Origin of the sequence: Micromonospora sp. NPDC049051 (assembly GCF_043197575.1) — a bacterium.
GTDB lineage: Bacteria > Actinomycetota > Actinomycetes > Mycobacteriales > Micromonosporaceae > Micromonospora.
Genome location: NZ_JBICTL010000004.1, coordinates 515895 through 535968, shown reverse-complemented (window position 1 = coordinate 535968; position 20074 = coordinate 515895). Strand labels below are relative to the sequence as shown.

Here is a 20074-nt window from a genome sequence, read left to right as displayed (position 1 = left end):
AGGGCCTCTGACATGACGAATCCTCACGACCACGCGGGTTCCACCACGCGCATCGAACGACACCACTACGACGTCGTCGTGATCGGGGCCGGCGGCGCCGGCCTGCGCGCGGCGATCGAGGCCCGCCTCGCCGGCAAGAAGACCGCGATCATCTCCAAGTCGCTCTTCGGCAAGGCGCACACGGTGATGGCCGAGGGCGGCGCCGCCGCCGCGATGGGGAACGTGAACAGCCGGGACAACTGGCAGGTGCACTTCCGCGACACGATGCGCGGCGGCAAGTTCCTCAACAACTTCCGGATGGCCGAGCTGCACGCCAAGGAGTCGCCGCAGCGCATCTGGGAGCTGGAGACGTACGGTGCGCTCTTCGACCGCACCAAGGACGGGAAGATCTCGCAGCGCAACTTCGGCGGCCACGAGTACCCCCGCCTGGCGCACGTCGGCGACCGGACCGGCCTGGAGCTGATCCGCACCCTCCAGCAGAAGATCGTGTCGCTCCAGCAGGAGGACAAGCGCGACCACGGCTCGTACGACGCCCGGATCAAGGTCTTCTCCGAGACGACGATCACCGAGCTGCTGCTCGACGGCGACCGGGTCGCCGGCGCGTTCGGCTACTACCGGGAGTCCGGCGAGTTCGTCCTGTTCGAGGCGCCGGCGGTGGTGCTGGCGACCGGCGGCGTCGGCCGCTCCTACAAGGTCACCTCGAACTCCTGGGAGTACACGGGCGACGGGCACGCGCTGGCCCTGCGGGCCGGCGCGACGCTGATCAACATGGAGTTCCTCCAGTTCCACCCGACCGGCATGGTCTGGCCGCCCTCGGTGAAGGGCATCCTGGTCACCGAGTCGGTACGCGGCGACGGCGGCGTGCTGAAGAACTCCGACGGCAAGCGGTTCATGTTCGACTACGTCCCCGACGTCTTCCGCAAGCAGTACGCGGAGACCGAGGAGGAGGCGGACCGCTGGTACACCGACCCGGACAACAACCGGCGCCCGCCGGAGCTGCTGCCGCGTGACGAGGTGGCCCGGGCGATCAACAGCGAGGTCAAGGCCGGGCGGGGCACGCCGGCCGGCGGGGTCTACCTGGACATCGCCTCCCGCAAGCCGGCGGAGGAGATCCGCCGCCGTCTGCCGTCGATGTACCACCAGTTCAAGGAGCTGGCCGACGTCGACATCACGAAGGAGCCGATGGAGGTCGGGCCCACCTGTCACTACGTGATGGGTGGCGTCGAGGTCGACCCGGACAGCGGGGCCGCGTTCGGCCACGTGCGGGGGCTCTTCGCCGCGGGCGAGGTGTCCGGCGGCATGCACGGCTCCAACCGGCTCGGCGGCAACTCCCTGTCCGACCTGCTGGTGTTCGGCAAGCGCGCGGGCGGCCACGCCGCCACGTACGCCGACAGCCTCCCCGCGCGCCCGAAGGTCGGCATCGCCGCCGTCGAGGCCGCGGTGGAGACGGCCCTCGCGCCGTTGCAGCGGGACACCGGCGAGAGCCCGTACACCCTCCAGCAGGACCTCCAGGCGGTCATGGGCGACCTGGTCGGCATCATCCGCCGCGAGGGCGAGCTCGAAGACGCGCTGATCAGGCTGGCGGAGCTGCGGGAGCGGGTGGCGAAGGTCAGCGCGAGCGGCGGCCGGCGCTACAACCCGGGCTGGCACCTGGCGCTCGACCTGCGCAACATGCTGGTCGTCTCGGAGTGCACCGCGAAGGCGGCGCTGGAGCGGCGCGAGTCGCGCGGCGGGCACACCCGCGAGGACCACCCGGCGATGGACCCGTCCTGGCGCCGGGTCAACCTCGTCTGCTCCCTGGAGGGCGACACGGTGCGCCTGGAGCGCAAGCCGCTGCCGAAGATGCGCCCGGAGCTGATCGGCCTCTTCGACCGCGCGGAGCTGGCCAAGTACCTCACGGACGAGGAACTCGCCGAGTTCGACGCCCAAGTCGCCCACGTCGAGACCGAGAAGGAGCGCTGACGCAATGGGTAACCAGAACTCCCCGGGGCCGGGCAAGTCGGGCGCCAAGCGCCAGTTCCGCATCTGGCGGGGCGACGAGAACGGCGGCGAGCTCCAGGACTACATGGTCGAGGTGAACGAGGGCGAGGTCGTCCTCGACGTCATCCACCGGCTCCAGGCGACCGACGCCCCCGACCTGGCCTGCCGCTGGAACTGCAAGGCCGGCAAGTGCGGCTCCTGCTCGATGGAGATCAACGGCAAGCCGCGGCTGAGCTGCATGACCCGGATGTCCACCTTCACGGAGGACGAGACGGTCACGGTCACCCCGCTGCGTACCTTCCCGGTGATCCGGGACCTGGTCACCGACGTCTCGTTCAACTACGAGAAGGCCCGGGAGACGCCGGCGTTCGCGCCGCCGGCCGACCTGGCGCCCGGCGAGTACCGGATGCAGCAGGTCGACGTGGAACGCTCGCAGGAGTTCCGCAAGTGCATCGAGTGCTTCCTGTGCCAGAACGTCTGCCACGTCATCCGGGACCACGAGGAGAACAAGCAGGCGTTCTCCGGGCCCCGGTACTTCATCCGGGCGGCCGAGCTGGACATGCACCCGCTGGACGCGAAGAGCGACCGCAAGGAGTACGCGCAGGCCGAGCAGGGTCTCGGATTCTGCAACATCACCAAGTGCTGCACCGAGGTCTGCCCCGAGCACATCAAGATCACGGACAACGGGATCATCCCCATGAAGGAGCGGGTCGTCGACCGCAGGTACGATCCCCTTGTGTGGCTTGGTAGCAAGATCTTCCGGAGGGGTCAGGTGCCGCAGACCATCGTGACCAGCGAACACGTCGGTGGCGCGGTGCGCCAGAGCGCCGCCCACGGGGGCGTGCACTCGCACGCGGGCGGCTCGCACGACCCGCACGCCGAGGTGCAGGCGCAGCAGGGCGTCAACTGGCACCGCGAGGTGCCGAAGCCGACCGCGCCCGCCGTCGACGCGCACGGCAGGCTGCCGCTGACGGAGCTCACGTTCGACCGGGCCGCCGCGCCGTCGCCGTTCGGCGACGACGTGACCTTCCCGCTGCCGCCTGAGCACCTGAACTTCGCCCACCCGGAGCAGGACAAGCACTGAGTGCGCTGACGATGACGGGGGCCGCGGCTTGATGCTGCCGGCCCCCGTCCTCTTTCGGCCCGGGTGTCCGCTTCCGTCAGGCGGACAGGATGGGCCGGAGGGCGGCGACGATCGGCGCGTCGGCGGGGAGCCAGGTGACGCTGTCCAACTCGTCCGCCGCTAGCCAGCGCAGCGCCGAGTGCTCCAGGGCCTGTGGCTGGTCGTCGTGCAGCAGGCGGGCCGCGTAGACCTTGAGCACCGAACGACCGTGGGCCATCCGGACGTTGCGGCCCACCCGGTCGCCGATCTCCACACGGACGGCCAGTTCCTCGGCGCACTCGCGGGCGAGCGCGGCGGTCTCGCTCTCGCCCGGCTCCACCTTGCCGCCGGGGAACTCCCACATGCCCGCCACCTCGGGCGGGGCGGAACGGGCGCAGGCGAGCACCCGGCCGTCCCTGATGATCGCCGCCCCGACGATCACCTTGAGGTCCCGTCGCTCGGCCTGCCCACCGCCATTAGCCCGTTCGGTCCGCACGGGCATCCAGCGTGCCAGATCAATCGGCGGTTTGGGTACCGTGGCTGACCGTCAGGGCAGGAGAACCCGGAAGTGTGGGCGTGGACACACCCAGCATGCGAGGACAGACTAGAAGGCACCGACAAGACACGGGACGGCGACGATTTGGCCACAAGCCGGCAACGGCGCCTGGGAGGTGCGGTGATGCGCGCGCTGTTCAGCAGTCGATCCAAGCACGACTATCTCAGCGACGCCCTCACCCTCCTCACCGGCTGGATCCGGGAGGGTGAGCAGATCCGACGCACCCTCACCATCGACGATTCGCAGCACGCCGCCCTCACCGAACGGGTGAAGGTTGTCGCCGACGCACTGCACCTGCGCCCCGAGATCAGCCGCCGGGCCGACCAGACCCAGATCCGGGTCGGGCACGGCAGCGTGCCGCTGACCGAGGGCGAGGTCCTGCTGGCCGCGCGCATCGAGGACGCGTACCGGGCGGTCACCGAACCCTGATCCCTCCCCGGCCGGCACCGCCCGGGGCACCCCGCCGGGCCCGGGTCACCGGCCGGTCAGGCGTCGTCCCCGGGGTAACAGCGCAGCTCGACGACGTTGCCGTCCGGGTCCCGCACGTAGATCGAGGTGGCGTCGCCGCGCGCGCCGAACCGGCCCACCGGGCCCTCGATCACCGCGAAGGCGCCTGAGGCGATCACCTGCGCCCAGTCCAGCGGCTCCACCACCAGGCAGAAGTGGTCGACGTTGGTCCCGCCCCGGTCGCGGCGCACGAGGTCGATGATGGTGCCCGCGTCGACCCGTACCGAGGGGAACGGGACCTCGCCGGCCCGCCACCGGTCGACCCGTACCGGCGCCAGGCCGAGCTGCCCGCAGTAGAAGTCCAACGCGCGCTCGACGTCGGTCACGTTGAGCACCAGGTGGTCGAAGCCCGTGACCCGCACCGCGCTCATCTCGTCTCCAGCGCGTGCGCCTGGCGCAGCCAGTCGGTGAACAGGGCGGGGTCGACGTCGGCGAGGGTCCGCAGCTTCACGGTGGCCATCTGCCGGGCACCGGGGACGAGCCGCCCCGAGGGGTCGGTGACCTCGGCGCCGCGCCACAGCCCGAAGGTGACGTACGCGGCGTACGCCTTCACCAGGCAGACGGGGCGCCGGCCCGGGCGGTCGCCGAGACCCCAGACGGGGTGCCCGTGCCACATCGCGCCCGTCACGTCCGGCAGGGCCGCCTCGATGATCGGGCAGAGCTTCTCGCCGACCTCCCGCAGCGGGGCGTCGAGGGCGGCCAGGTAGTCGGTGACTGTCGTCGTTTCCATGCCACTCACGATCCGCCGGCGGGCGCGGCCGACCAAGACGCGATCGCACTACCATCGTTGAGCCGGATTCAACGATGGGGCGGGACGTGCTGGAACGACACGAGCTGGAGACCTTCCTGACCCTCGCCGAGGAGCTGCACTTCGGCCGGACGGCGGCGCGCCTGCGGGTGACCACCGGGCGGATCAGCCACGTGGTGAAGAAGCTCGAACGCCGCGTCGGCGCCCCACTGTTCGCCCGTACCAGCCGCGTCGTGCAGCTCACCCCGATCGGCCGTCAGCTCGCCGCCGACCTCGCGCCGCTGGTCGCCGGCATCGACGACGCCGTACGCCGGGCCGTCGAGGCGGGGCGCGGCGTGACCGGACGCCTACGGGTCGCCTTCCTCGGCGAGTGGACCGCGCCGACGCTGCTCAAGGCCGTCGCCCTCTTCTCGCAGCGCCACCCCGAGTGCCAGGTCGAGGTACGGGAGGTGCAGCTCTTCGACTCCCGGCAGAGCCTGCTCGACGGCTCCGTCGACATCCTGATGGCCGCGTACCCCTTCGACGGGATGGCCTGCGGCCCGGCGCTGCTGGAGGAACGGCGGTTGCTCGCGGTGGCCGCCGGGCACCCGCTCGCCCAGGAGGAGTCCGTCAGCCTGGAGACGCTCGGCGACCACCCGGTGGTGCAGTACCCGGCCGTGACCTCGGCGGGGTTCAAGCGCGACCGCACCCCCGAGCACACCCCGTCGGGCCGGCCCGTGCCGAAGGGACCGGCCGGCAACACGTTCTCGGAGATGCTGACGCTGGTCGCCATGGGTCGGGGGGTGCTGCCCGTCGGCGAACACACCCGCCGCTACTACCCGCGCCCCGACGTGACGTACGTGCCGATCCGCGACGCGCCACCGATCCGGCGGGGCCTCATCTGGCGGGAGAGCAACGGCACGGCCCGGGTCCACGAGTTCGTCCGCGCCGCGACCGACGCCAACGCGGCCTGACGGACGCCGGCCGGAATGGCATGATCGACGCCGATGAGGCACGGCGAGTTCCGTCATCCACGGCTGGTCCCGGTCTACGACGCCGAGTGCCCCTGGTCACGTGACGACGAGTGGTTCCTCGCCGTCGTCAGCGAGACACCCGGCGTACGGGTCCTCGACCTGGGCTGCGGCACCGGGCGGCTCGCCCTCGCGCTGGCCGACGCCGGCCACACCGTCACCGGCGTCGACCCGGCCCACGCCTCCCTCGACGCCGCCCGCGCCAAGCCGGGTGCCGAGCGGGTGACGTGGATCGAGGGCACCTCGGCCGTACTGGCGGACGGGTCCTTCGACGTGGCAGTGCTGACCAGCCACGTCGCGCAGTTCCTCGTGGCCGACGACGAGTGGGCGCGTACGCTCGCCGACCTGGCCCGGGCGCTGGTGCCCGGCGGCCGGCTGGTGTTCGACTCGCGCGACCCGGAAGACCGGCGGTGGGAACGCTGGAACCCGGTCGATTCGCGGCGGCGGATCACCCTGCCCGACGGTGGGGTGGTCCAGGCGTGGACACGCGTGCACGCGGTGGCCGGTGGCCGCGTCGACTTCACCCACCACTACCTCTTCGGCGACGGCGAGGAACTGCTCAGCTCGGCCACCCTGCGCTTCCGAACCGAGAAGGAGCTGCGCGGCTCGCTGCGGTCGGCCGGGTTCGCCGTCGAACGGGTCCTCGGCGGCTGGGGCGGGGAGCCCGTGGGCCGGGGCGATGGCGAGTTCCTCGTCCTGGCCCGTCGGGAGTGATCTTCGGTTGGCATGCCCGGCCTACCGTTGAGGGCATGGCGAACGCGACGTACGACCGCAAAGAACAGTTCCAGCAGATCCAGAGCGGCCTGCTCCACGGGGAGCAGATCATCGCCGTCTACGACGCAGTCGGCACCGGCACCGGCTTCATCGGCCTGACCGACCGGCGCGTCATCATCCAGGACCGCTCCTTCGTCGGCAAGCGGTACGCCATCACCAGCATCCCGTACTCGAAGATCACCAGCGTCAGCGTGGTCAGCAACAAGTCGTGGGGCGGCTCGTTCTTCTCGACCGGCGCCATCGCGATCCACGTCGGCACGCACACCTACGAGGTGGAGTTCCGGGGCGCCGACAAGAGCCACCACGTACACAACGTGATCCTGCACCACATCAGCTGAGCGGGGCGGCGAAGCCCACGGGCGGCGGGTAAATCGGTTGCCGGCGCCGTCCGGGGCCGGTTGGGTGGGGTCAGGCCGAGTGAAGGGAGACGACGATGTCCGACGCGTCGAGGTCCGTCCAGGCAGGAACCCCCGACCAACCGGAATCGAGGCTTCGTGTACACCCGCACTTCCGCACCACCCGCGCCGGAGGGCGCTGACCGCGTGCCCCGGGGAGGCCGATGATGTCGGTCTTCGACGATCCCGGTCTCTTCGGCCGGCAGTGGGCCGACACCTACGACGGTCCCGGCAGCCCGGACCCGGCTCCGGCGGTCGACTTCCTCGCCGCCCTGGCCGACGGCGGCCCGGTCCTTGAGCTCGCCATCGGTACCGGCCGGGTCGCGCTGCCGCTCGCCGAGCGAGGTGTCACCGTCGAGGGCGTCGAGGCGTCACCGGAGATGGTGGCGAAGATGCGCCCCAAGCCCGGCGGCGCCGACATCCCGGTCGCCATCGGCGACATGGCCGACGTGCCGGTCACCGGCCCGTACCGGCTGGCGTACCTGGTGTTCAACACCCTGTTCAACCTGGTCAACGCCGAGCGGCAGGCGGACTGCTTCCGCAACGTCGCCCGGGTGCTCGCGCCGGGCGGCGCGTTCGTCATCGAGGCGTTCGTGCCGGACCCGGCCGACTTCGACCGGGACGAGCAGGTCCAGATGCGGGCGGTGACCGAGGACTCTGCCACCATCCGTGTACACCAGTACGACCGGGCGGCACAGACGTTCGTCCGGCAGACCATCACGTTCGACCGGAACGGCGTCCACCTGCGGCCCTTCGCGATGCGCTATCTCTGGCCGGAGCAGGTCGACGAGTTGGCGGAGCGGGCCGGACTCCGGCTCGCCGAGCGCTACGCCGACTGGCACCGGTCGCCCTTCGGGCCGGACAGCGCCTCGCACGTCTCCGTGTACCGCAAGGGGTAGGCACACCGGGACGCAGCGCGGAGGAAGCGGCCGATCCGACGGAACGGCCGCTCCCTTCGCTGGTCGGCGCACCGGGTCAGTGTCCGGGCAGCAGGGTCGCCGCGCGATCCAGGAGGGCTCGCCGGGTGGCGCCGGAGTGTGCCTCGGCGGCCCGTCGGAACAGCTCGGCGGCCCGGTGCCGGTCGCCCTGCCGGGCGGTCAGCTCGGCCTCGGCGGCGACGGCGAGCGGATAGCCGTCCAGCGCCCCGCCGGCCCGGGCGGCGGCCAGCAGCGCCAGCCCCGTCGCCGGCCCGTGCGCGTAGCCGTGCGCGACGGCCCGGTTCAACTCCACCACCGGCGACGGCTGCCGCCGGGCTAGCCGGTCGTACGCCTCGGCGATCGCGATCCAGTCGGTGGCCTCGGCGGAGGCGGCGGTGGCGTGGCACGCGGCGATCCGGGCCTGGAGGGCGTACGGGCCGTCCGCCGTGACCCGGGCGAGGATGGCGACCCCCTCGGCGATCGCGTCGTGGTCCCAGCGGGAGCGGTCCTGCCGGTCGAGGGTGAGCAGGTTGCCGTCGCGGTCGCGCCGGGCGTCGCGCCGCGAGTGCTGGAGGAGGAAGAGCGCCAGCAGCGCCGCCACCTCGGGCTGGGCCGGCATCAGCCGGTCGAGCAGCCGGGCCAGCCGGATCGCCTCGTCGGCGAAGGCGGGCTCGCCGTCGGCGTCGTAGCCCTGGGTGAAGAGCAGGTAGAGCACGGCGAGGACGCCCGGGAGCCGCTCGGCGAGCGCCGGGCCGGTCGGCACCCGGTACGGGATGCCGGCGGCGGCGATCCTCGCCTTGGCCCGGGTGAGCCGCCGGGTCATGGTCGACTCGGTGACCAGGAAGGCCCGCGCGATGTCGGCCGCCGGCACCCCGCAGACCGTACGCAGCGTCAGGGCGACCCGCGCCTCCGGCGACAGGGCCGGGTGGCAGCAGGTGAAGACGAGCCGCAGCCGGTCGTCCACGATCTCCCCCTCCCCCGTCGTCCCCGGGCCGGGCTCCGGTCCGGTCAGCGTCAGCACTGCCAGCTCACGCAGCTTGCGCCGCTCGACCGAGGCCCGCCGGAGCACGTCGATCGCGCGGTTGCGGGCCACCGTCATCAGCCAGCCGCCCGGGTTGGCGGGCACGCCCTCCGCCGGCCACCGGGTCAGCGCGAGCGCCCACGCCTCCTGGGCGCAGTCCTCGGCCAGGGTCCAGTCGCCGGTCACCCGGATCAGGGTGGCGACGATCCGGGCGTACGATCCGGTGCTCGCGGCGGCGACGGCAGCCGCCACCGCGAGCGGGTCGGCGGGGCCGTCAGCCATCCAGGCCGACGACCGGGCGCAGTTCGAGCCGCCCCTGGCGGGCCATCGGGTGGGCGCGCGCCACCTCGATCGCCTCGTCCAGGTCGGCGCACTCCAGCAGGTCGAAGCCCACGATCACCTCCTTGGTCTCGGCGAACGGGCCGTCGGTGACCAGCAGCTCCCCGTTGCGGACGCGTACCGTCGTGGCCGCCGTCGTCTCCGCGAGCGCGTCGCCCGTCAGCCGCCGGCCCCGGGCGTCGTTCTCCTCGACCCACGCCTCGATGTCCGGCCAGTCGGCCCGGTCGGTGTCCGGCTCGCTGTCGGTGCAGACGAACATCAGGTACTTCATGCCGCTCCTCCGTGTCGGATGGTCACCAGGGTGACGAACGGGCGGCCCGGTTCCGGACACCCTGCGGCCGGCGATCTCAGAATTTCGCCGGGCGGCGGGTGCAGGGGCCGTCGTGGTCGGCCCGCAGCAGGCAGCGCCGGCCCTCGGGCAGCAGCGTGTCACAGAAGACCCGGTGCCGCAGGTGCTGCGCGTCCTCGGCGGAGACCGTGGTCTCGCCGGGGTCGGTCTGCGCGAGCACGCTCGCCCACCGCGCCACCACCCGAGCCAGGCGTACGGCGGAGAGCAGGTCCCTCGTGACCACCGGCAGGTGAATGACGAAACGCTCCCGGGCGACTCTCATGAGCAGTGACCTCCGGCGGTAAGGCGAGCATGACGGCGGGCCAGTCACCTAGTGACGGAGCATTTCCACCCGAGCACCAAGCGTTACTGGGACTATAGGCCCAGGGGCTCAGGGGCACAACCAGACCTGCCGACGGGGGAACAAGGCTTATGTGCCATGACCATCGATCCGCGCTCGCACACCCCGGTCTATGTGCAACTCGCCGAGCAGCTTCGGCAGCGCATCGAATCGGGCGAGTTCAGCCCTGGGGCAACCTTGCCGAGTGAGACACGGCTGACACAGGAGTACGGGATCGGCCGTGAAGCCGTGCGCATGGCGATCTCACTGCTGCGATCCGAGGGGCTGATCAGCACGGTAAGGGGCCACGGCAGCCACGTGCGCGAGACACCCGCACGCCGGCCGGTCGAGGTGCCCTCCGGTGGGACGGTGATCGCGCGGATGCCCACGGGTGAGGAGCGGCGGAGTTTGCAGCTCGACGAGGGTGTGCCGGTGCTGGAGGTCCGCCACCCCAAGGGCACCACGGAGGTGCTGGCCGGCGACCAGGTCGAGCTGACGCGCCCCGCCGCCGGCTGACTCACGCGCCGGGCAGCGACCGTCCCGACTACTCCCGCAACCGGGCACGTGCCGCCGCCACCGTCCCGGCCTCGACGCCGGCCCCGGTGAGGTACGACGTCGCTCCGCCGTAGCGGTCCGCCAGATGCGCCAGTGTGTGCAGCATCGCCCCGGGCGAGCAGCCGTCGGTGCACGCGTAGTCCCTGGCGACGACATCGGCGGCGACGCCCGCCACCGTCAGCAGGAGCGCCACCAGCACCCCCGTTCGGTCCCGGCCTTCGTGGCAGTGCACGACGACACCGCCCGGCGGCGCCTCGGCCACGGCCCGGAAGGCCGCGCCGATGCGCGACCGGTTGTGGTCGAGCATGGGGACGTAGGTGTCCGGCGGCGGCTCATAGCCCAGCACGTCGTTGAGCATCGGCACGTGGCGGTGGACCGGCTCGCCCGCGAACGGGCTGGGATCCCGCGCGCACTCCCACGACCAGCGCAGGTCGACGATGCGGCTGACCGGCCCGCGTCGAAGGGACTCGACGGCCGCAGGGGTCAGGAGGTGGTGGCCGTCCGACCGCAGCAGTGCGCCGGCACGGATCCGGCCACCGTCCACCGTGGGCAGGCCGCCGAGGTCACGGGCGTTCCGACAGCCCGACCAGTCGAGTTTCACCCGTCCACCTTCCCGTCCCCGCCGCAGCGGTGCCTCCGCCACCCGGGCGGCGTGGAGATCTTGGTAGATCCCGGCCCCTCCGAGGGCCGTTTCGTACCAAGATCGTCAGCCGATGTCCGCGACGTCCCAGGGGTGGGTGTCCGTCGGGTCGTACGGCGTGTCCGCCAGCTCGACGGCCTGCGCGTGCTCCTGCGCGTGGTAGGCGTGGGCGCAGCGCGGCTGCACGGTCACCAGGTCCCCCGCCCCGATCGTCAGCTCGGTCCGCTCGTCGGAGTCCAGGTCACGGAACACCGCCCGGAGCCGCCCGCTGATCACGTACAGCGTCTCGGTCTTGTGGACGTGGTAGTGGTTGCCGCGCGGCCGGGCGTCCGGCCGGAACTCCAGGTACGCCAGGAAGCGGTAGGTGCCGCCGTTGACGATCTGGGCCAGCTCGCCGGCCGGCGACTCGATCCGACCGCCACCCGCCGGGATCGGCGGTGACGTCAGCGGAAGCCTGCGGAGGCGTACCTTCTGCACCGCCCGATCGTAGGTCCGACCCGGCGACCTGATTGAGCGCGAATCCGCCTGCTGCTCGTTCTTCACGTTCGACCTCTCCCGGTCCGGCCCGGACGCGCTGACGCTGGACGTCCGGGTGCCCGCGGCACACGCCGACGTGCTCGACGGCCTCGCCGACCAGGCGAGGGCAGCGACCACCGGGCGGTGAGCACGCGGCTCCCGCCCGTGGGGCAGGTGGTGCTCCCGCTACCTTCGACCGCATGACGGTCGCCCGTTCCATCCTGCTGTTCCTGCTCGCCGCGCTCGCCGAGATCGGCGGGGCCTGGCTCGTGTGGCAGGGCTGGCGGGAGAACCGGGGGCTGCTGTGGGTGGCGGCGGGCGTCATCGCCCTCGGCTTCTACGGCTTCGTCGCCACCTTCCAGCCCGACCCGAACTTCGGCCGCATCCTGGCCGCGTACGGCGGCGTCTTCGTCGCCGGCTCCCTCGCCTGGGGCATGCTCGTCGACAAGTTCCGCCCCGACCGCTACGACCTGGTCGGCGCGGCCATCTGCCTGGTCGGGGTCGCCATCATCATGTACGCCCCACGCAGCGGCTGAGCCGCGCTCCCGCGACCGGGGTACGGATGACGCTGGCTGCTACCTTCGGCACCCATGGACGACTCGCCCCCGTGGTACCGGCCTGCGCCCGACGTGTTGCTCATGTTCGGCACCAGCATCACCCTGCTCGGGTACCTGACCCCGTGGTTCCGGATCAGCGAGAGGTACCTGTGGTCGTATTCGGGCTGGGCCTACCTGGAAGTCGGAGGCGGCTGGACCTGGTGGGTGGTGGTTCTTCTCCTGACCGCCCTCGGTGCCAGCTTCTGGGCCCGCCGGGCGGCGGGGTTCGCTCTGCTCACCGTTGGCGCGGCGGTGGCCGGGATGTTCCTCGCCAGCGCCGTGGTCGCGGTGAGCCTGGGTTCCCTGCCGGAACGCAGCAACATCAACTGGGTCGGTGAACTGCCCTTCGGGTGGGGGCTGCCCCTGATGGCCATCGGCTTCGGAACCGTCGTCGCCGGAGCCCTGGCCGCCGTCCGCCGCTGACGGTACGTACGCCGTCGTCCCGCCCGCCTCACGTGCGGTCTCACGCGGCCCACTGGTCTCCCGCTCGAACAGGTAGCGTCCGACCATGCGCCTGAGGTTCGGCCGCCCCGACATCGACGCCTACGCCGACCGGTTCGACGTCCCGCTGGCGGCCGAGGGCTTCAGCGTCACGTTCCTCGGCACCGCCAGCCTGCTGTTCGACGCCGGCGACACGGCAGTGCTGACCGACGGGTTCTTCTCCCGGCCGTCCCTGCTCCGGGTCGCCCTGCGCAGGCTCGCGCCCGACGACGCCCGCATCGCCGCCGCGCTCACCCGGCTGGGACTGGACCACGACCATGGCGGACGCAGGCTGGCCGCCGTGGTCCCGGTGCACACCCACTTCGACCACGTCCTGGACTCCGCGACCGTCGCCCTGCGCACCGGTGCGGTGCTCACCGGTGGCCTCTCCGCAGCCTGGGTCGGTCGAGGCGCCGGTCTCAGCGACGACCGCATCCAGGTCGTCACGCCGCGCGAGCCGGTGACCCGGGGCCCCTTCACCCTCACGTTCGTCGAGTCCGCGCACTGCCCACCGGATCGCTACCCCGGCGCCATCACCGCGCCCGTGGTGTCCCCTGCCAGGGCCGCCGCCTACCGGTGCGGTGAGGCATGGTCCGTGTTCGTCGCGCACACGAGCGGCCGGACGGCTCTGGTCCAGGGCAGCGCCGGCTACCGACCCTCGGCGCTGGACGGGTACCGGGCCGACGTGGTCTACCTGGGCGTCGGCCAGCTCGGCGCGCAGGACGAGGAGTACGTCCGTGCCTACTGGGCCCAGACCGTACGGGCTGTCGGGGCGCGGCGAGTGGTCCTCGTCCACTGGGACGACTTCTTCCGCCCGCTCGACCAGCCGCTGCGCGCCCTGCCGTACGCGGGCGACGACCTCGACCGCACCATGCGGGTCCTCGTCCGGCTGGCCGAGCACGACCGGATCGCGCTGCACCTGCCGACCGTGTGGCGCCGGGAGGATCCCTGGGCGGGACTCGGCTGACACCACAGGGGCCGGCCAGCATCCGGGGCTGCTGGCAGCTGACGGAATCCGCGTCAGTACGGCTGGCCGCACACCTTCCAGGCGCCGTCCTCCTTCACCAGCATGAACATGTGCTGGTCGGTGAAGCCGCTGTCCAGCGTCAGCGCCATGCGCACCGTCGCCGACGTGCGGCCGTTGACGCTCTGCACGTTCACGCCGTTCACCTTGTGACCGCGGATCTTCGGCTCCTTGGCGACACCCTGGGCGAACGCCTCCCTCGTGTACCCGGCGCGCGTGTCGCCGCACAACAGCTCGTACGCCGCGTCCGGGTCGCCCGCCTCCAGGTGGCTCACGAACGACTCGGCGGCCTGCCGCGCCGGATCCGTCGCACCCTTGACCCCCTTGTACAGGAAGAAGCCGCCGATGCCGGCGCCACCGCAGCACAGCACGAGGACCACGCCGACGACGATCAACACGGTGCGCAGCGTGCGCCGCTTCGGCGGCTGGGGCGGCTGGGGCGGCTGGGGCAGCTGGTACGGGTGGGTCATAGGTAGTGACAGTAGGGGCTACGAAAAGTCCTCGGGTACACCCTTACGGCGCTCCGATTGTGCCGAACAGGACATCCTCACCCCAGAAGACGCCACCTGCTTCTCGGAACGTCGCTGCCTCCGGGCGCCCCGGACGCCGATCCCCGTAACCACACCACCGATCGCGCACAGGCTCGGGGCGGAGAAAGGCCAACGCGCTTCGGGCACGTACGCCATGGTCATGGCGATTCCGGTGACGGCCATCACTGCACCGCCCACCATCAAGAGCAGATACACGAACCGTCGGCTCTGCATTGGATCAGTAAAGCAAGCATGGCAAGGCAGCCCTCGCGTCTGTTTCCTAACCGATAGTCACTCAGCCATTGCTGGGGCTGGAAATCCCTCGTTCCGCGAAGGACGCCGCGACGTCATTGAAGACCCTGACGGCAAGCTCCGGCTGCGCGAGGGCATCGGGCAACGGCAGCTCCAGCTGGGGGTCGTACCCGGGTAGGCCCGTGACCGCCTGGACGGCTTCGCCGAGTTGATACATCGCCGTGACGACCGCCCGAGCATCTCCGCCTCGGCACCAGAAGGGAACCGTGATCCCAGCCTCTGCTGCGTGGTAGCTGACCTGGATGCCAGTCGTCTCATGCGTCAGTTCGTAGTTGTGAGCCCCCTCGAAGACGAAAACCTCACCGAGCACCTGCCGCGCCGCCGCCACCAGTCGCGCCCAAGCCTCGTCGCTGGGGCGCTCGTCGCTGCCGGCCTCCTCTGCCGCGTCCAACGCGTCATCCCAGGACTGGTCGTCGCCTCGGGGCACGAAGATCAGGTCATAGCTCATGGCGAGGGACCGTACATCCGTCCGGCCTCGCCAGGGAGGGTCCCCGCCGTCGGCCACGGGATCAGCCTGCCGTCAGGTCCGCCCTTGGATCACTCCGACGCCTCCCGAGCCGGAGCGGAACCGGGGCTGTGTCCGGGATGTGCCCCGGGCGCGAACTCCTGATCTGCGGAAGCGTCCGCGCTCAGACGTTGAAGCGGAACTCCACGACGTCGCCGTCCTGCATGACGTACTCCTTGCCCTCGATCCGGACCTTGCCGGCGGCCTTTGCCGCCGCCATCGATCCGGCCGCGACCAGGTCGTCGAAGGAGACCACCTCGGCCTTGATGAAGCCGCGCTGGAAGTCGGAGTGGATGACCCCCGCGGCCTCCGGCGCGGTCGCGCCGACCGGGATGGTCCAGGCCCGCGCCTCCTTGGGGCCGGCGGTGAGGTACGTCTGGAGCCCGAGCGTGCGGAAGCCGACCCGGACGAGCTGGTCCAGGCCCGGCTCGGGCTGGCCGATCGACTCCAGCAGCTCGCGGGCCTCCTCCTCGGGCAGGTCCACCAGCTCGGACTCGATCTTGGCGTCCATGAAGACCGCGTCGGCCGGGGCGACCAGGGCGCGCAGCTCGTCGAGGAACTCGGCGTTGCCCAGCTCGGCCTCGTCGACGTTGAAGACGTACAGGAAGGGCTTGGTGGTGAGCAGGTGCAGCTCGCGCAGGTGCTCCAGCTCGATGCCCGCGTCCTTGGCGCCCGCGTAGAGGGTGACGCCGGTGTCCAGCAGTTCGACGGCCTGCTTGGCGGCGGTGACGGCGGCGGCCCGATCCTTGCGGAGCTTGGCCTCCTTCTCCAGCCGGGGCAGCGCCTTCTCCAGGGTCTGCAGGTCGGCGAGGATCAGCTCGGTGTTGATCGTCTCGATGTCGTCGGCCGGCGAGACCTTGCCGTCGACGTGCACCACGTTCGGGTCCGAGAAGGCCCGGACGACCTGGCAGATCGCCGAGGCGTCGCGGATGTTCGCCAGGAAGGCGTTGCCCCGGCCCTGCCCCTTGGACGCGCCGCGCACCAGGCCGGCGATGTCGACGAACGACACGGGGGCCGGCAGCACCTTCTGCGAGCTGAAGATCTCGGCGAGCTTGTGCAGCCGCTCGTCCGGCAGCCCGACCACGCCGACGTTGGGCTCGATGGTGGCGAACGGATAGTTCGCCGCGAGCACGTCGTTCTTGGTCAGCGCGTTGAACAGGGTGCTCTTGCCGACGTTGGGCAGGCCGACGATGCCGATGGTGAGACTCACGACGAGCCAGCTTACGCCCTTGCCCCACAGCCCCGACGAGCCAGGCCGGTGCCGGACCACGCCCGACCGATCCTGGTACGGGAGCGCCCCTCGAAGGGCAGTCTCGTACCAGGATCGGCCCGAAGGGCGCGGGGAGCGGGGCCGGTGCGGCGGGTCAGCAGGGGAGCAGGCGTGGTGGGATCGGGGTCTCCCGGGCGGTGCCGTCCTCGGCGCGACTGACCTCGTACGCCGAGACCCCCTCGCGGTCCGCGACCGCCTCGACCAGCCGGGTGCCCCGGTAGAGCAGGCCGGTGCCGTCGTCGGTGCAGTGGGCGGTCGGCAGCGTGCCGTCGGCGACCAGCCGGTGCATCAGCGGCCGGCGCTGCTCCTCGCTGTCGTAGTGCACGCCGTTGCCGTAGGGCAGCCAGCCCAAGCCGTCGGTGAAGCCGCGCAGGGTGGTGCCGAAGCTGTCGGTGGCCCCGCCGGCGTGCCAGCAGATCGAGCCGGCGGAGACGCCGCCGAGCACCACGCCGGCCTCCCAGCACTCGCGCAGGATCTCGCCGAGGCCGTGCACCCGCCAGACCGCGCAGAGGTTGGCGACGCTCCCGCCCCCCACCCAGACCACGTCCTGGGCGAGCAGGTGGGCGCGGAGGTCGTCGACGTTGGGCATCGGGAACAGCGCCAGGTGCGTCATGCGGAACCGGCTGCCGGCGAACGCCTCGTAGACCCGCGCGAGCGTGGTCGGCTGGTCCCCCTCGGCCTGGTTGAGGAAGCAGATCCTCGGCTCCGGCCCGGCCCCGGCCAGCTCGGCGGCGAGGTCGAAGACGGGGTTGACCCGCCGGGTGCCGCCCTCGTGGCGCGGCGCGTAGATGCCCATGCTGGTGGCGAGGATGGTCGGTTCGCTGGCGGGCACGGTCGTCCTTTCCGTCAGGGTCTGCGCTGCCCATCCTGCCCGAGGCCCCTTCCCCCCGCCGCCGGACGGGCCGGGCGCGGTCAGCCGGCGTCGACCAGGGCGCGGCGGGCATCTGCCGGATGGTCAGTCGCGGGGGCCGGCCTGACGGGGCACCACCGCCTCGATCCGCAGGGTGCCGGGGGCCAACTCCCCGGCGGCGGCCAGCGGCAGGGCGAAACGGGCCTCGGCGGCGGGGCCCGCCGCGTAGGACTCGCGGAGCATCCAGCGCACCTCGTCGGCCGTCCAGCCCAGCCCGGCGCGACCGGCGACCTCCCGGACCAGGCGCAGCGCCACCCTCGTGTCGTCGTCGTAGAACCGCATGCACCAGTGGTGCACCCACATGCCCAGCGCGCGCAGGCCGTCGGCGTCGAGCGAACGCACGAGGCGACCGCAGGCGGTGTCGCCGAACGCCCGCCCCGGATCGCCGGCCCGGTCCCGCTCGATCGCGCCGACGGCGGCCGGAGCGACCGCGCGCATCCGCTCGTAGAAGCGCTGCACCACCACGTCGTCCAGCGGCGGGTGCCCGTCCCGTGCCGACGCCGCCTCCCGACCCGCCACGCTCGCCATCGCCGCACCCCTTCTTGAGTTGGTGGCCGGACGGTACCGACCACAACCGACACTTTCGGGGCCGGCGTCCCGTTCGCTCGCGCACGGCCACGTCCGATTCCCGCGAGCCAGGGGCACCGGGCAGGAGCATCATCGGTGGCGTGGAGTTGGACTTCGAGCGGTGCTACCGGGCGGTCGACAGCCGCGACCAGCGGTTCGACGGCTGGTTCTACACCGGCGTGACGTCGACCGGGATCTACTGCCGGCCGTCCTGCCCGGCGACGACGCCGAAGCGGCAGAACGTCCGGTTCTTCCCCTCGGCCGCCGCCGCCCAGACGGCGGGCCTGCGCGCCTGCCGGCGCTGCCGCCCGGACGCCGCCCCGGGCTCCCCCCAGTGGGACGTACGGGCCGACGTGGTGGGCCGGGCCATGCGGCTGATCGCCGACGGGGTGGTCGACCGCGACGGCATCCCGGGGCTGGCCGCCCGACTCGGCTACACCGAGCGGCACCTGCACCGGATGCTGCGGGCCGAGATGGGCGCCGGCCCCCTGGCCCTGGCCCGGGCGCAACGCGCGCAGACCGCCCGCACCCTCATCGAGACCACGGGGCTGGGCATGGCCGAGGTGGCGTTCGCCGCCGGGTTCGGCAGCGTACGGCAGTTCAACGACACGGTCCGGGAGGTGTTCGGGGCGGCCCCGTCCGAGCTGCGCACCGCCGGCCGGCCGCGTACGCCCGGCGGGGCGGGCACGATCACGCTGCGGCTCGCGTACCGCCCGCCGTTGCACGCGCAGGCGCTGCTGGACTTCCTGGCGTTGCGCGCGCTGCCCGGCGTCGAGGAGGTGCGCGACGGGACGTACCGGCGGGGCCTGCGGCTGCCGCACGGCCCGGGCGAGGCGGCCCTGACGCCGGCGGACGGGCACGTGACGGCGACGCTGCGGCTGACCGACATGCGCGACCTCGCCCCGGCCGTGGCCCGCTGCCGCCGCCTGCTCGACCTCGACGCCGACCCGACCGCCGTCGACGGCACCCTCGCCGCCGACCCGGGGCTGGCCGGGGCGGTCGCCGCCGAGCCGGGCATCCGCCTCCCCCGCTCGGTCGACGGCTTCGAGATGGCCGTACGCGCGGTCGTCGGCCAGCAGGTCTCCGTCCGGTCGGCCCGCACCACCCTCACCCGCCTGCTGACCCACCTGCGCCCACCCGCGCCCGAGGGCCCCGACGGGCCGGAGCCGTGGCTCGCCGGCTTCCCCGCCGCCGAGGAGGTGCTCGGGGTGCCGGACGAGGTGTTCGGGATGCCGGCCGGGCGGCGGGAGACGATCCGGGGGCTGGCCCGCGCCGTCGCCGACGGGTCCCTGGACCTGGCGCCGGGCGGGGACCGCGAGGAGACCGTACGGCGGCTGCTGGCGCTGCCCGGCATCGGACCCTGGACGGCGGGCTACGTCGCGATGCGCGCCCTCGGCGACCCGGACGTCCTGCTCCCCACCGATCTCGCCGTACGCCGGGGCGCAGCCGCCCTCGGCCTGCCCGACGACCACCGGACCCTCGACACGTACGCCGACCGCTGGCGCCCCTGGCGCTCGTACGCGGTGATCCGACTCTGGAGAGCAGCATGAGCATGAACGACAGCACCGTCATCGACACCCCCGCCGGCCCGCTCAGCATCGTCGCCGGCCCGGCCGGCGCGGTCCGGGCGGCGGGCTTCACCGGCGATCCCGAAAGCCTGCTCCCCCTGGTGCACCCGACCATGCGGGCACCGCTGCGGCACCGGGCCGACCTCGGCCCCGTCAGCGCCGCCGTGGCGTCCTACCTCGACGGTGACCTGGCGGCGATCGACGCCGTGCCGGTCGAGCAGCACACGGGGGGCGCGTTCATGGCGCACGCCTGGCAGGTGCTGCGCGAGGTGAAACCGGGCGAGCCCGTGACCTACACCGGTTTCGCCGGGCTGGCCGGCCGCCCCGCCGCCGTACGCGCCGCCGCCGCGGCCTGCGCCCGCAACGCCGCCGCCCTGTTCGTGCCCTGCCACCGCGTGCTGCGTACCGACGGGACGCTCGGCGGCTACCGCTGGGGGCTGGACGTGAAGAGGTGGCTGCTCGGGCACGAGCGACGCTGACGGGAAGCCGACGGCCGTGTGCTCGCCAGCGGCGTGGGCCCGACGAGGCAGCAGGGAACTACGGCTGGCGCGCGCCGGGCGGCGTCGCCGGACACGTTAAGCCGT

At 72.4% G+C, this 20074-nt stretch carries 26 protein-coding genes; 13 read left to right on the top strand and 13 right to left on the bottom strand.

Annotated elements, in window-relative coordinates:
- Window positions 1-12: 12 nt before the first annotated feature.
- Together ACGFIR_RS19290 and ACGFIR_RS19285 are read left to right on the top strand one after the other, a co-directional pair.
- A complete protein-coding gene (locus ACGFIR_RS19290) occupies window positions 13-1962 on the top strand; it encodes a fumarate reductase/succinate dehydrogenase flavoprotein subunit (RefSeq protein ID WP_393146287.1) in 1950 nt (649 codons plus the stop codon).
- Between the two features lie 4 nt (window positions 1963-1966).
- Complete coding sequence (locus tag ACGFIR_RS19285) at window positions 1967-3064, top strand: succinate dehydrogenase/fumarate reductase iron-sulfur subunit (protein ID WP_393146285.1); 1098 nt, start codon at window positions 1967-1969, stop codon at window positions 3062-3064.
- Window positions 3065-3140: 76 nt separating this feature from the next.
- On the opposite strand, the gene ACGFIR_RS19280 is transcribed toward ACGFIR_RS19285, so the two are convergent.
- Window positions 3141-3578, bottom strand: a complete 438-nt coding sequence (locus tag ACGFIR_RS19280; RefSeq protein WP_392998695.1) for a (deoxy)nucleoside triphosphate pyrophosphohydrolase — start codon at window positions 3576-3578, stop codon at window positions 3141-3143.
- Window positions 3579-3761: 183 nt separating this feature from the next.
- Here ACGFIR_RS19280 and ACGFIR_RS19275 point away from each other — a divergent pair, with 183 nt between their 5' ends.
- A complete protein-coding gene (locus ACGFIR_RS19275) occupies window positions 3762-4067 on the top strand; it encodes a 4a-hydroxytetrahydrobiopterin dehydratase (RefSeq protein ID WP_392998693.1) in 306 nt (101 codons plus the stop codon).
- A gap of 56 nt (window positions 4068-4123) precedes the next feature.
- Here the strand turns inward: ACGFIR_RS19275 and ACGFIR_RS19270 are convergent, their stop codons facing one another.
- Together ACGFIR_RS19270 and ACGFIR_RS19265 are read right to left on the bottom strand one after the other, a co-directional pair.
- Window positions 4124-4516 carry a VOC family protein gene (locus ACGFIR_RS19270; RefSeq protein ID WP_393146283.1) on the bottom strand — a complete coding sequence of 131 codons (393 nt, stop codon included), beginning with the start codon at window positions 4514-4516 and terminating at the stop codon, window positions 4124-4126.
- A complete protein-coding gene (locus ACGFIR_RS19265) occupies window positions 4513-4875 on the bottom strand; it encodes a DUF1801 domain-containing protein (RefSeq protein ID WP_392998689.1) in 363 nt (120 codons plus the stop codon). The genes ACGFIR_RS19270 and ACGFIR_RS19265 overlap by 4 nt, the downstream gene beginning before the upstream one ends.
- Window positions 4876-4961: 86 nt before the next feature.
- On the opposite strand from ACGFIR_RS19265, the gene ACGFIR_RS19260 reads away from it, so the two are divergent.
- The 4 genes from ACGFIR_RS19260 to ACGFIR_RS19245 all read left to right on the top strand — a co-directional run bounded on the left by ACGFIR_RS19260 (window position 4962) and on the right by ACGFIR_RS19245 (window position 7971).
- Complete coding sequence (locus tag ACGFIR_RS19260) at window positions 4962-5846, top strand: LysR family transcriptional regulator (RefSeq protein ID WP_393146600.1); 885 nt, start codon at window positions 4962-4964, stop codon at window positions 5844-5846.
- 33 nt (window positions 5847-5879) lie between these two features.
- Window positions 5880-6617 carry a class I SAM-dependent methyltransferase gene (locus ACGFIR_RS19255; protein ID WP_393146281.1) on the top strand — a complete coding sequence of 246 codons (738 nt, stop codon included), beginning with the start codon at window positions 5880-5882 and terminating at the stop codon, window positions 6615-6617.
- A gap of 35 nt (window positions 6618-6652) precedes the next feature.
- Complete coding sequence (locus tag ACGFIR_RS19250) at window positions 6653-7015, top strand: PH domain-containing protein (protein WP_088998502.1); 363 nt, start codon at window positions 6653-6655, stop codon at window positions 7013-7015.
- Between the two features lie 224 nt (window positions 7016-7239).
- Window positions 7240-7971: a class I SAM-dependent methyltransferase gene (locus ACGFIR_RS19245; RefSeq protein WP_392998685.1), complete on the top strand. Its 732-nt coding sequence runs from the start codon at window positions 7240-7242 to the stop codon at window positions 7969-7971.
- 76 nt (window positions 7972-8047) lie between these two features.
- On the opposite strand, the gene ACGFIR_RS19240 is transcribed toward ACGFIR_RS19245, so the two are convergent.
- The 3 genes from ACGFIR_RS19240 to ACGFIR_RS19230 all read right to left on the bottom strand — a co-directional run bounded on the left by ACGFIR_RS19240 (window position 8048) and on the right by ACGFIR_RS19230 (window position 9960).
- The gene (locus ACGFIR_RS19240) at window positions 8048-9292 is read right to left on the bottom strand and encodes an RNA polymerase sigma factor (protein ID WP_392998683.1); all 1245 of its coding nucleotides are present in this window, start codon (window positions 9290-9292) and stop codon (window positions 8048-8050) included.
- Window positions 9285-9620: a YciI family protein gene (locus ACGFIR_RS19235; RefSeq protein WP_392998681.1), complete on the bottom strand. Its 336-nt coding sequence runs from the start codon at window positions 9618-9620 to the stop codon at window positions 9285-9287. The genes ACGFIR_RS19240 and ACGFIR_RS19235 overlap by 8 nt, the downstream gene beginning before the upstream one ends.
- Before the next feature lie 76 nt (window positions 9621-9696).
- The gene (locus ACGFIR_RS19230) at window positions 9697-9960 is read right to left on the bottom strand and encodes a hypothetical protein (RefSeq protein ID WP_392998679.1); all 264 of its coding nucleotides are present in this window, start codon (window positions 9958-9960) and stop codon (window positions 9697-9699) included.
- Between the two features lie 156 nt (window positions 9961-10116).
- Between ACGFIR_RS19230 and ACGFIR_RS19225 the strand changes: the two genes are divergently transcribed.
- Complete coding sequence (locus tag ACGFIR_RS19225; protein ID WP_392998677.1) at window positions 10117-10533, top strand: GntR family transcriptional regulator; 417 nt, start codon at window positions 10117-10119, stop codon at window positions 10531-10533.
- Window positions 10534-10561: 28 nt separating this feature from the next.
- Here ACGFIR_RS19225 and ACGFIR_RS19220 read toward each other — a convergent pair whose 3' ends face one another.
- Entirely contained in the window at window positions 10562-11173 is a 612-nt protein-coding gene (locus ACGFIR_RS19220; RefSeq protein WP_392998675.1) for a tyrosine-protein phosphatase, read from the bottom strand.
- Window positions 11174-11278: 105 nt separating this feature from the next.
- A complete protein-coding gene (locus tag ACGFIR_RS19215) occupies window positions 11279-11689 on the bottom strand; it encodes a cupin domain-containing protein (protein WP_392998674.1) in 411 nt (136 codons plus the stop codon).
- A 239-nt stretch (window positions 11690-11928) separates the two neighbouring features.
- Here ACGFIR_RS19215 and ACGFIR_RS19210 point away from each other — a divergent pair, with 239 nt between their 5' ends.
- From ACGFIR_RS19210 to ACGFIR_RS19200, 3 genes are all read left to right on the top strand, one after another.
- Window positions 11929-12264 (top strand): YnfA family protein, encoded by a 336-nt coding sequence (locus ACGFIR_RS19210; RefSeq protein ID WP_392998672.1) that lies wholly within the window; start codon window positions 11929-11931, stop codon window positions 12262-12264.
- A 54-nt stretch (window positions 12265-12318) separates the two neighbouring features.
- Window positions 12319-12747, top strand: coding sequence for a hypothetical protein (locus tag ACGFIR_RS19205; RefSeq protein WP_392998670.1), 429 nt, complete (start codon window positions 12319-12321; stop codon window positions 12745-12747).
- A gap of 85 nt (window positions 12748-12832) precedes the next feature.
- Window positions 12833-13771 (top strand): MBL fold metallo-hydrolase, encoded by a 939-nt coding sequence (locus ACGFIR_RS19200; RefSeq protein WP_392998668.1) that lies wholly within the window; start codon window positions 12833-12835, stop codon window positions 13769-13771.
- Window positions 13772-13824: 53 nt separating this feature from the next.
- Here the strand turns inward: ACGFIR_RS19200 and ACGFIR_RS19195 are convergent, their stop codons facing one another.
- From ACGFIR_RS19195 to ACGFIR_RS19175, 5 genes are all read right to left on the bottom strand, one after another.
- Window positions 13825-14298: a hypothetical protein gene (locus ACGFIR_RS19195; RefSeq protein ID WP_392998666.1), complete on the bottom strand. Its 474-nt coding sequence runs from the start codon at window positions 14296-14298 to the stop codon at window positions 13825-13827.
- Window positions 14299-14653: 355 nt separating this feature from the next.
- Window positions 14654-15118, bottom strand: a complete 465-nt coding sequence (locus tag ACGFIR_RS19190) for a hypothetical protein (RefSeq protein WP_392998664.1) — start codon at window positions 15116-15118, stop codon at window positions 14654-14656.
- 181 nt (window positions 15119-15299) lie between these two features.
- Complete coding sequence (gene ychF, locus ACGFIR_RS19185) at window positions 15300-16385, bottom strand: redox-regulated ATPase YchF (RefSeq protein ID WP_392998662.1); 1086 nt, start codon at window positions 16383-16385, stop codon at window positions 15300-15302.
- Window positions 16386-16539: 154 nt separating this feature from the next.
- The gene (locus ACGFIR_RS19180; RefSeq protein ID WP_393146278.1) at window positions 16540-17277 is read right to left on the bottom strand and encodes a Type 1 glutamine amidotransferase-like domain-containing protein; all 738 of its coding nucleotides are present in this window, start codon (window positions 17275-17277) and stop codon (window positions 16540-16542) included.
- Window positions 17278-17400: 123 nt separating this feature from the next.
- Window positions 17401-17883, bottom strand: coding sequence for a hypothetical protein (locus ACGFIR_RS19175; protein ID WP_392998658.1), 483 nt, complete (start codon window positions 17881-17883; stop codon window positions 17401-17403).
- Window positions 17884-18023: 140 nt separating this feature from the next.
- On the opposite strand from ACGFIR_RS19175, the gene ACGFIR_RS19170 reads away from it, so the two are divergent.
- Together ACGFIR_RS19170 and ACGFIR_RS19165 are read left to right on the top strand one after the other, a co-directional pair.
- Window positions 18024-19472, top strand: a complete 1449-nt coding sequence (locus tag ACGFIR_RS19170) for an AlkA N-terminal domain-containing protein (protein WP_393146276.1) — start codon at window positions 18024-18026, stop codon at window positions 19470-19472.
- On the top strand, window positions 19469-19969 hold the full coding sequence (locus tag ACGFIR_RS19165; RefSeq protein WP_392998654.1) for a methylated-DNA--[protein]-cysteine S-methyltransferase: 501 nt from the start codon (window positions 19469-19471) through the stop codon (window positions 19967-19969). Before ACGFIR_RS19170 ends, ACGFIR_RS19165 begins: the two co-directional genes overlap by 4 nt.
- Window positions 19970-20074 lie beyond the last annotated feature (105 nt).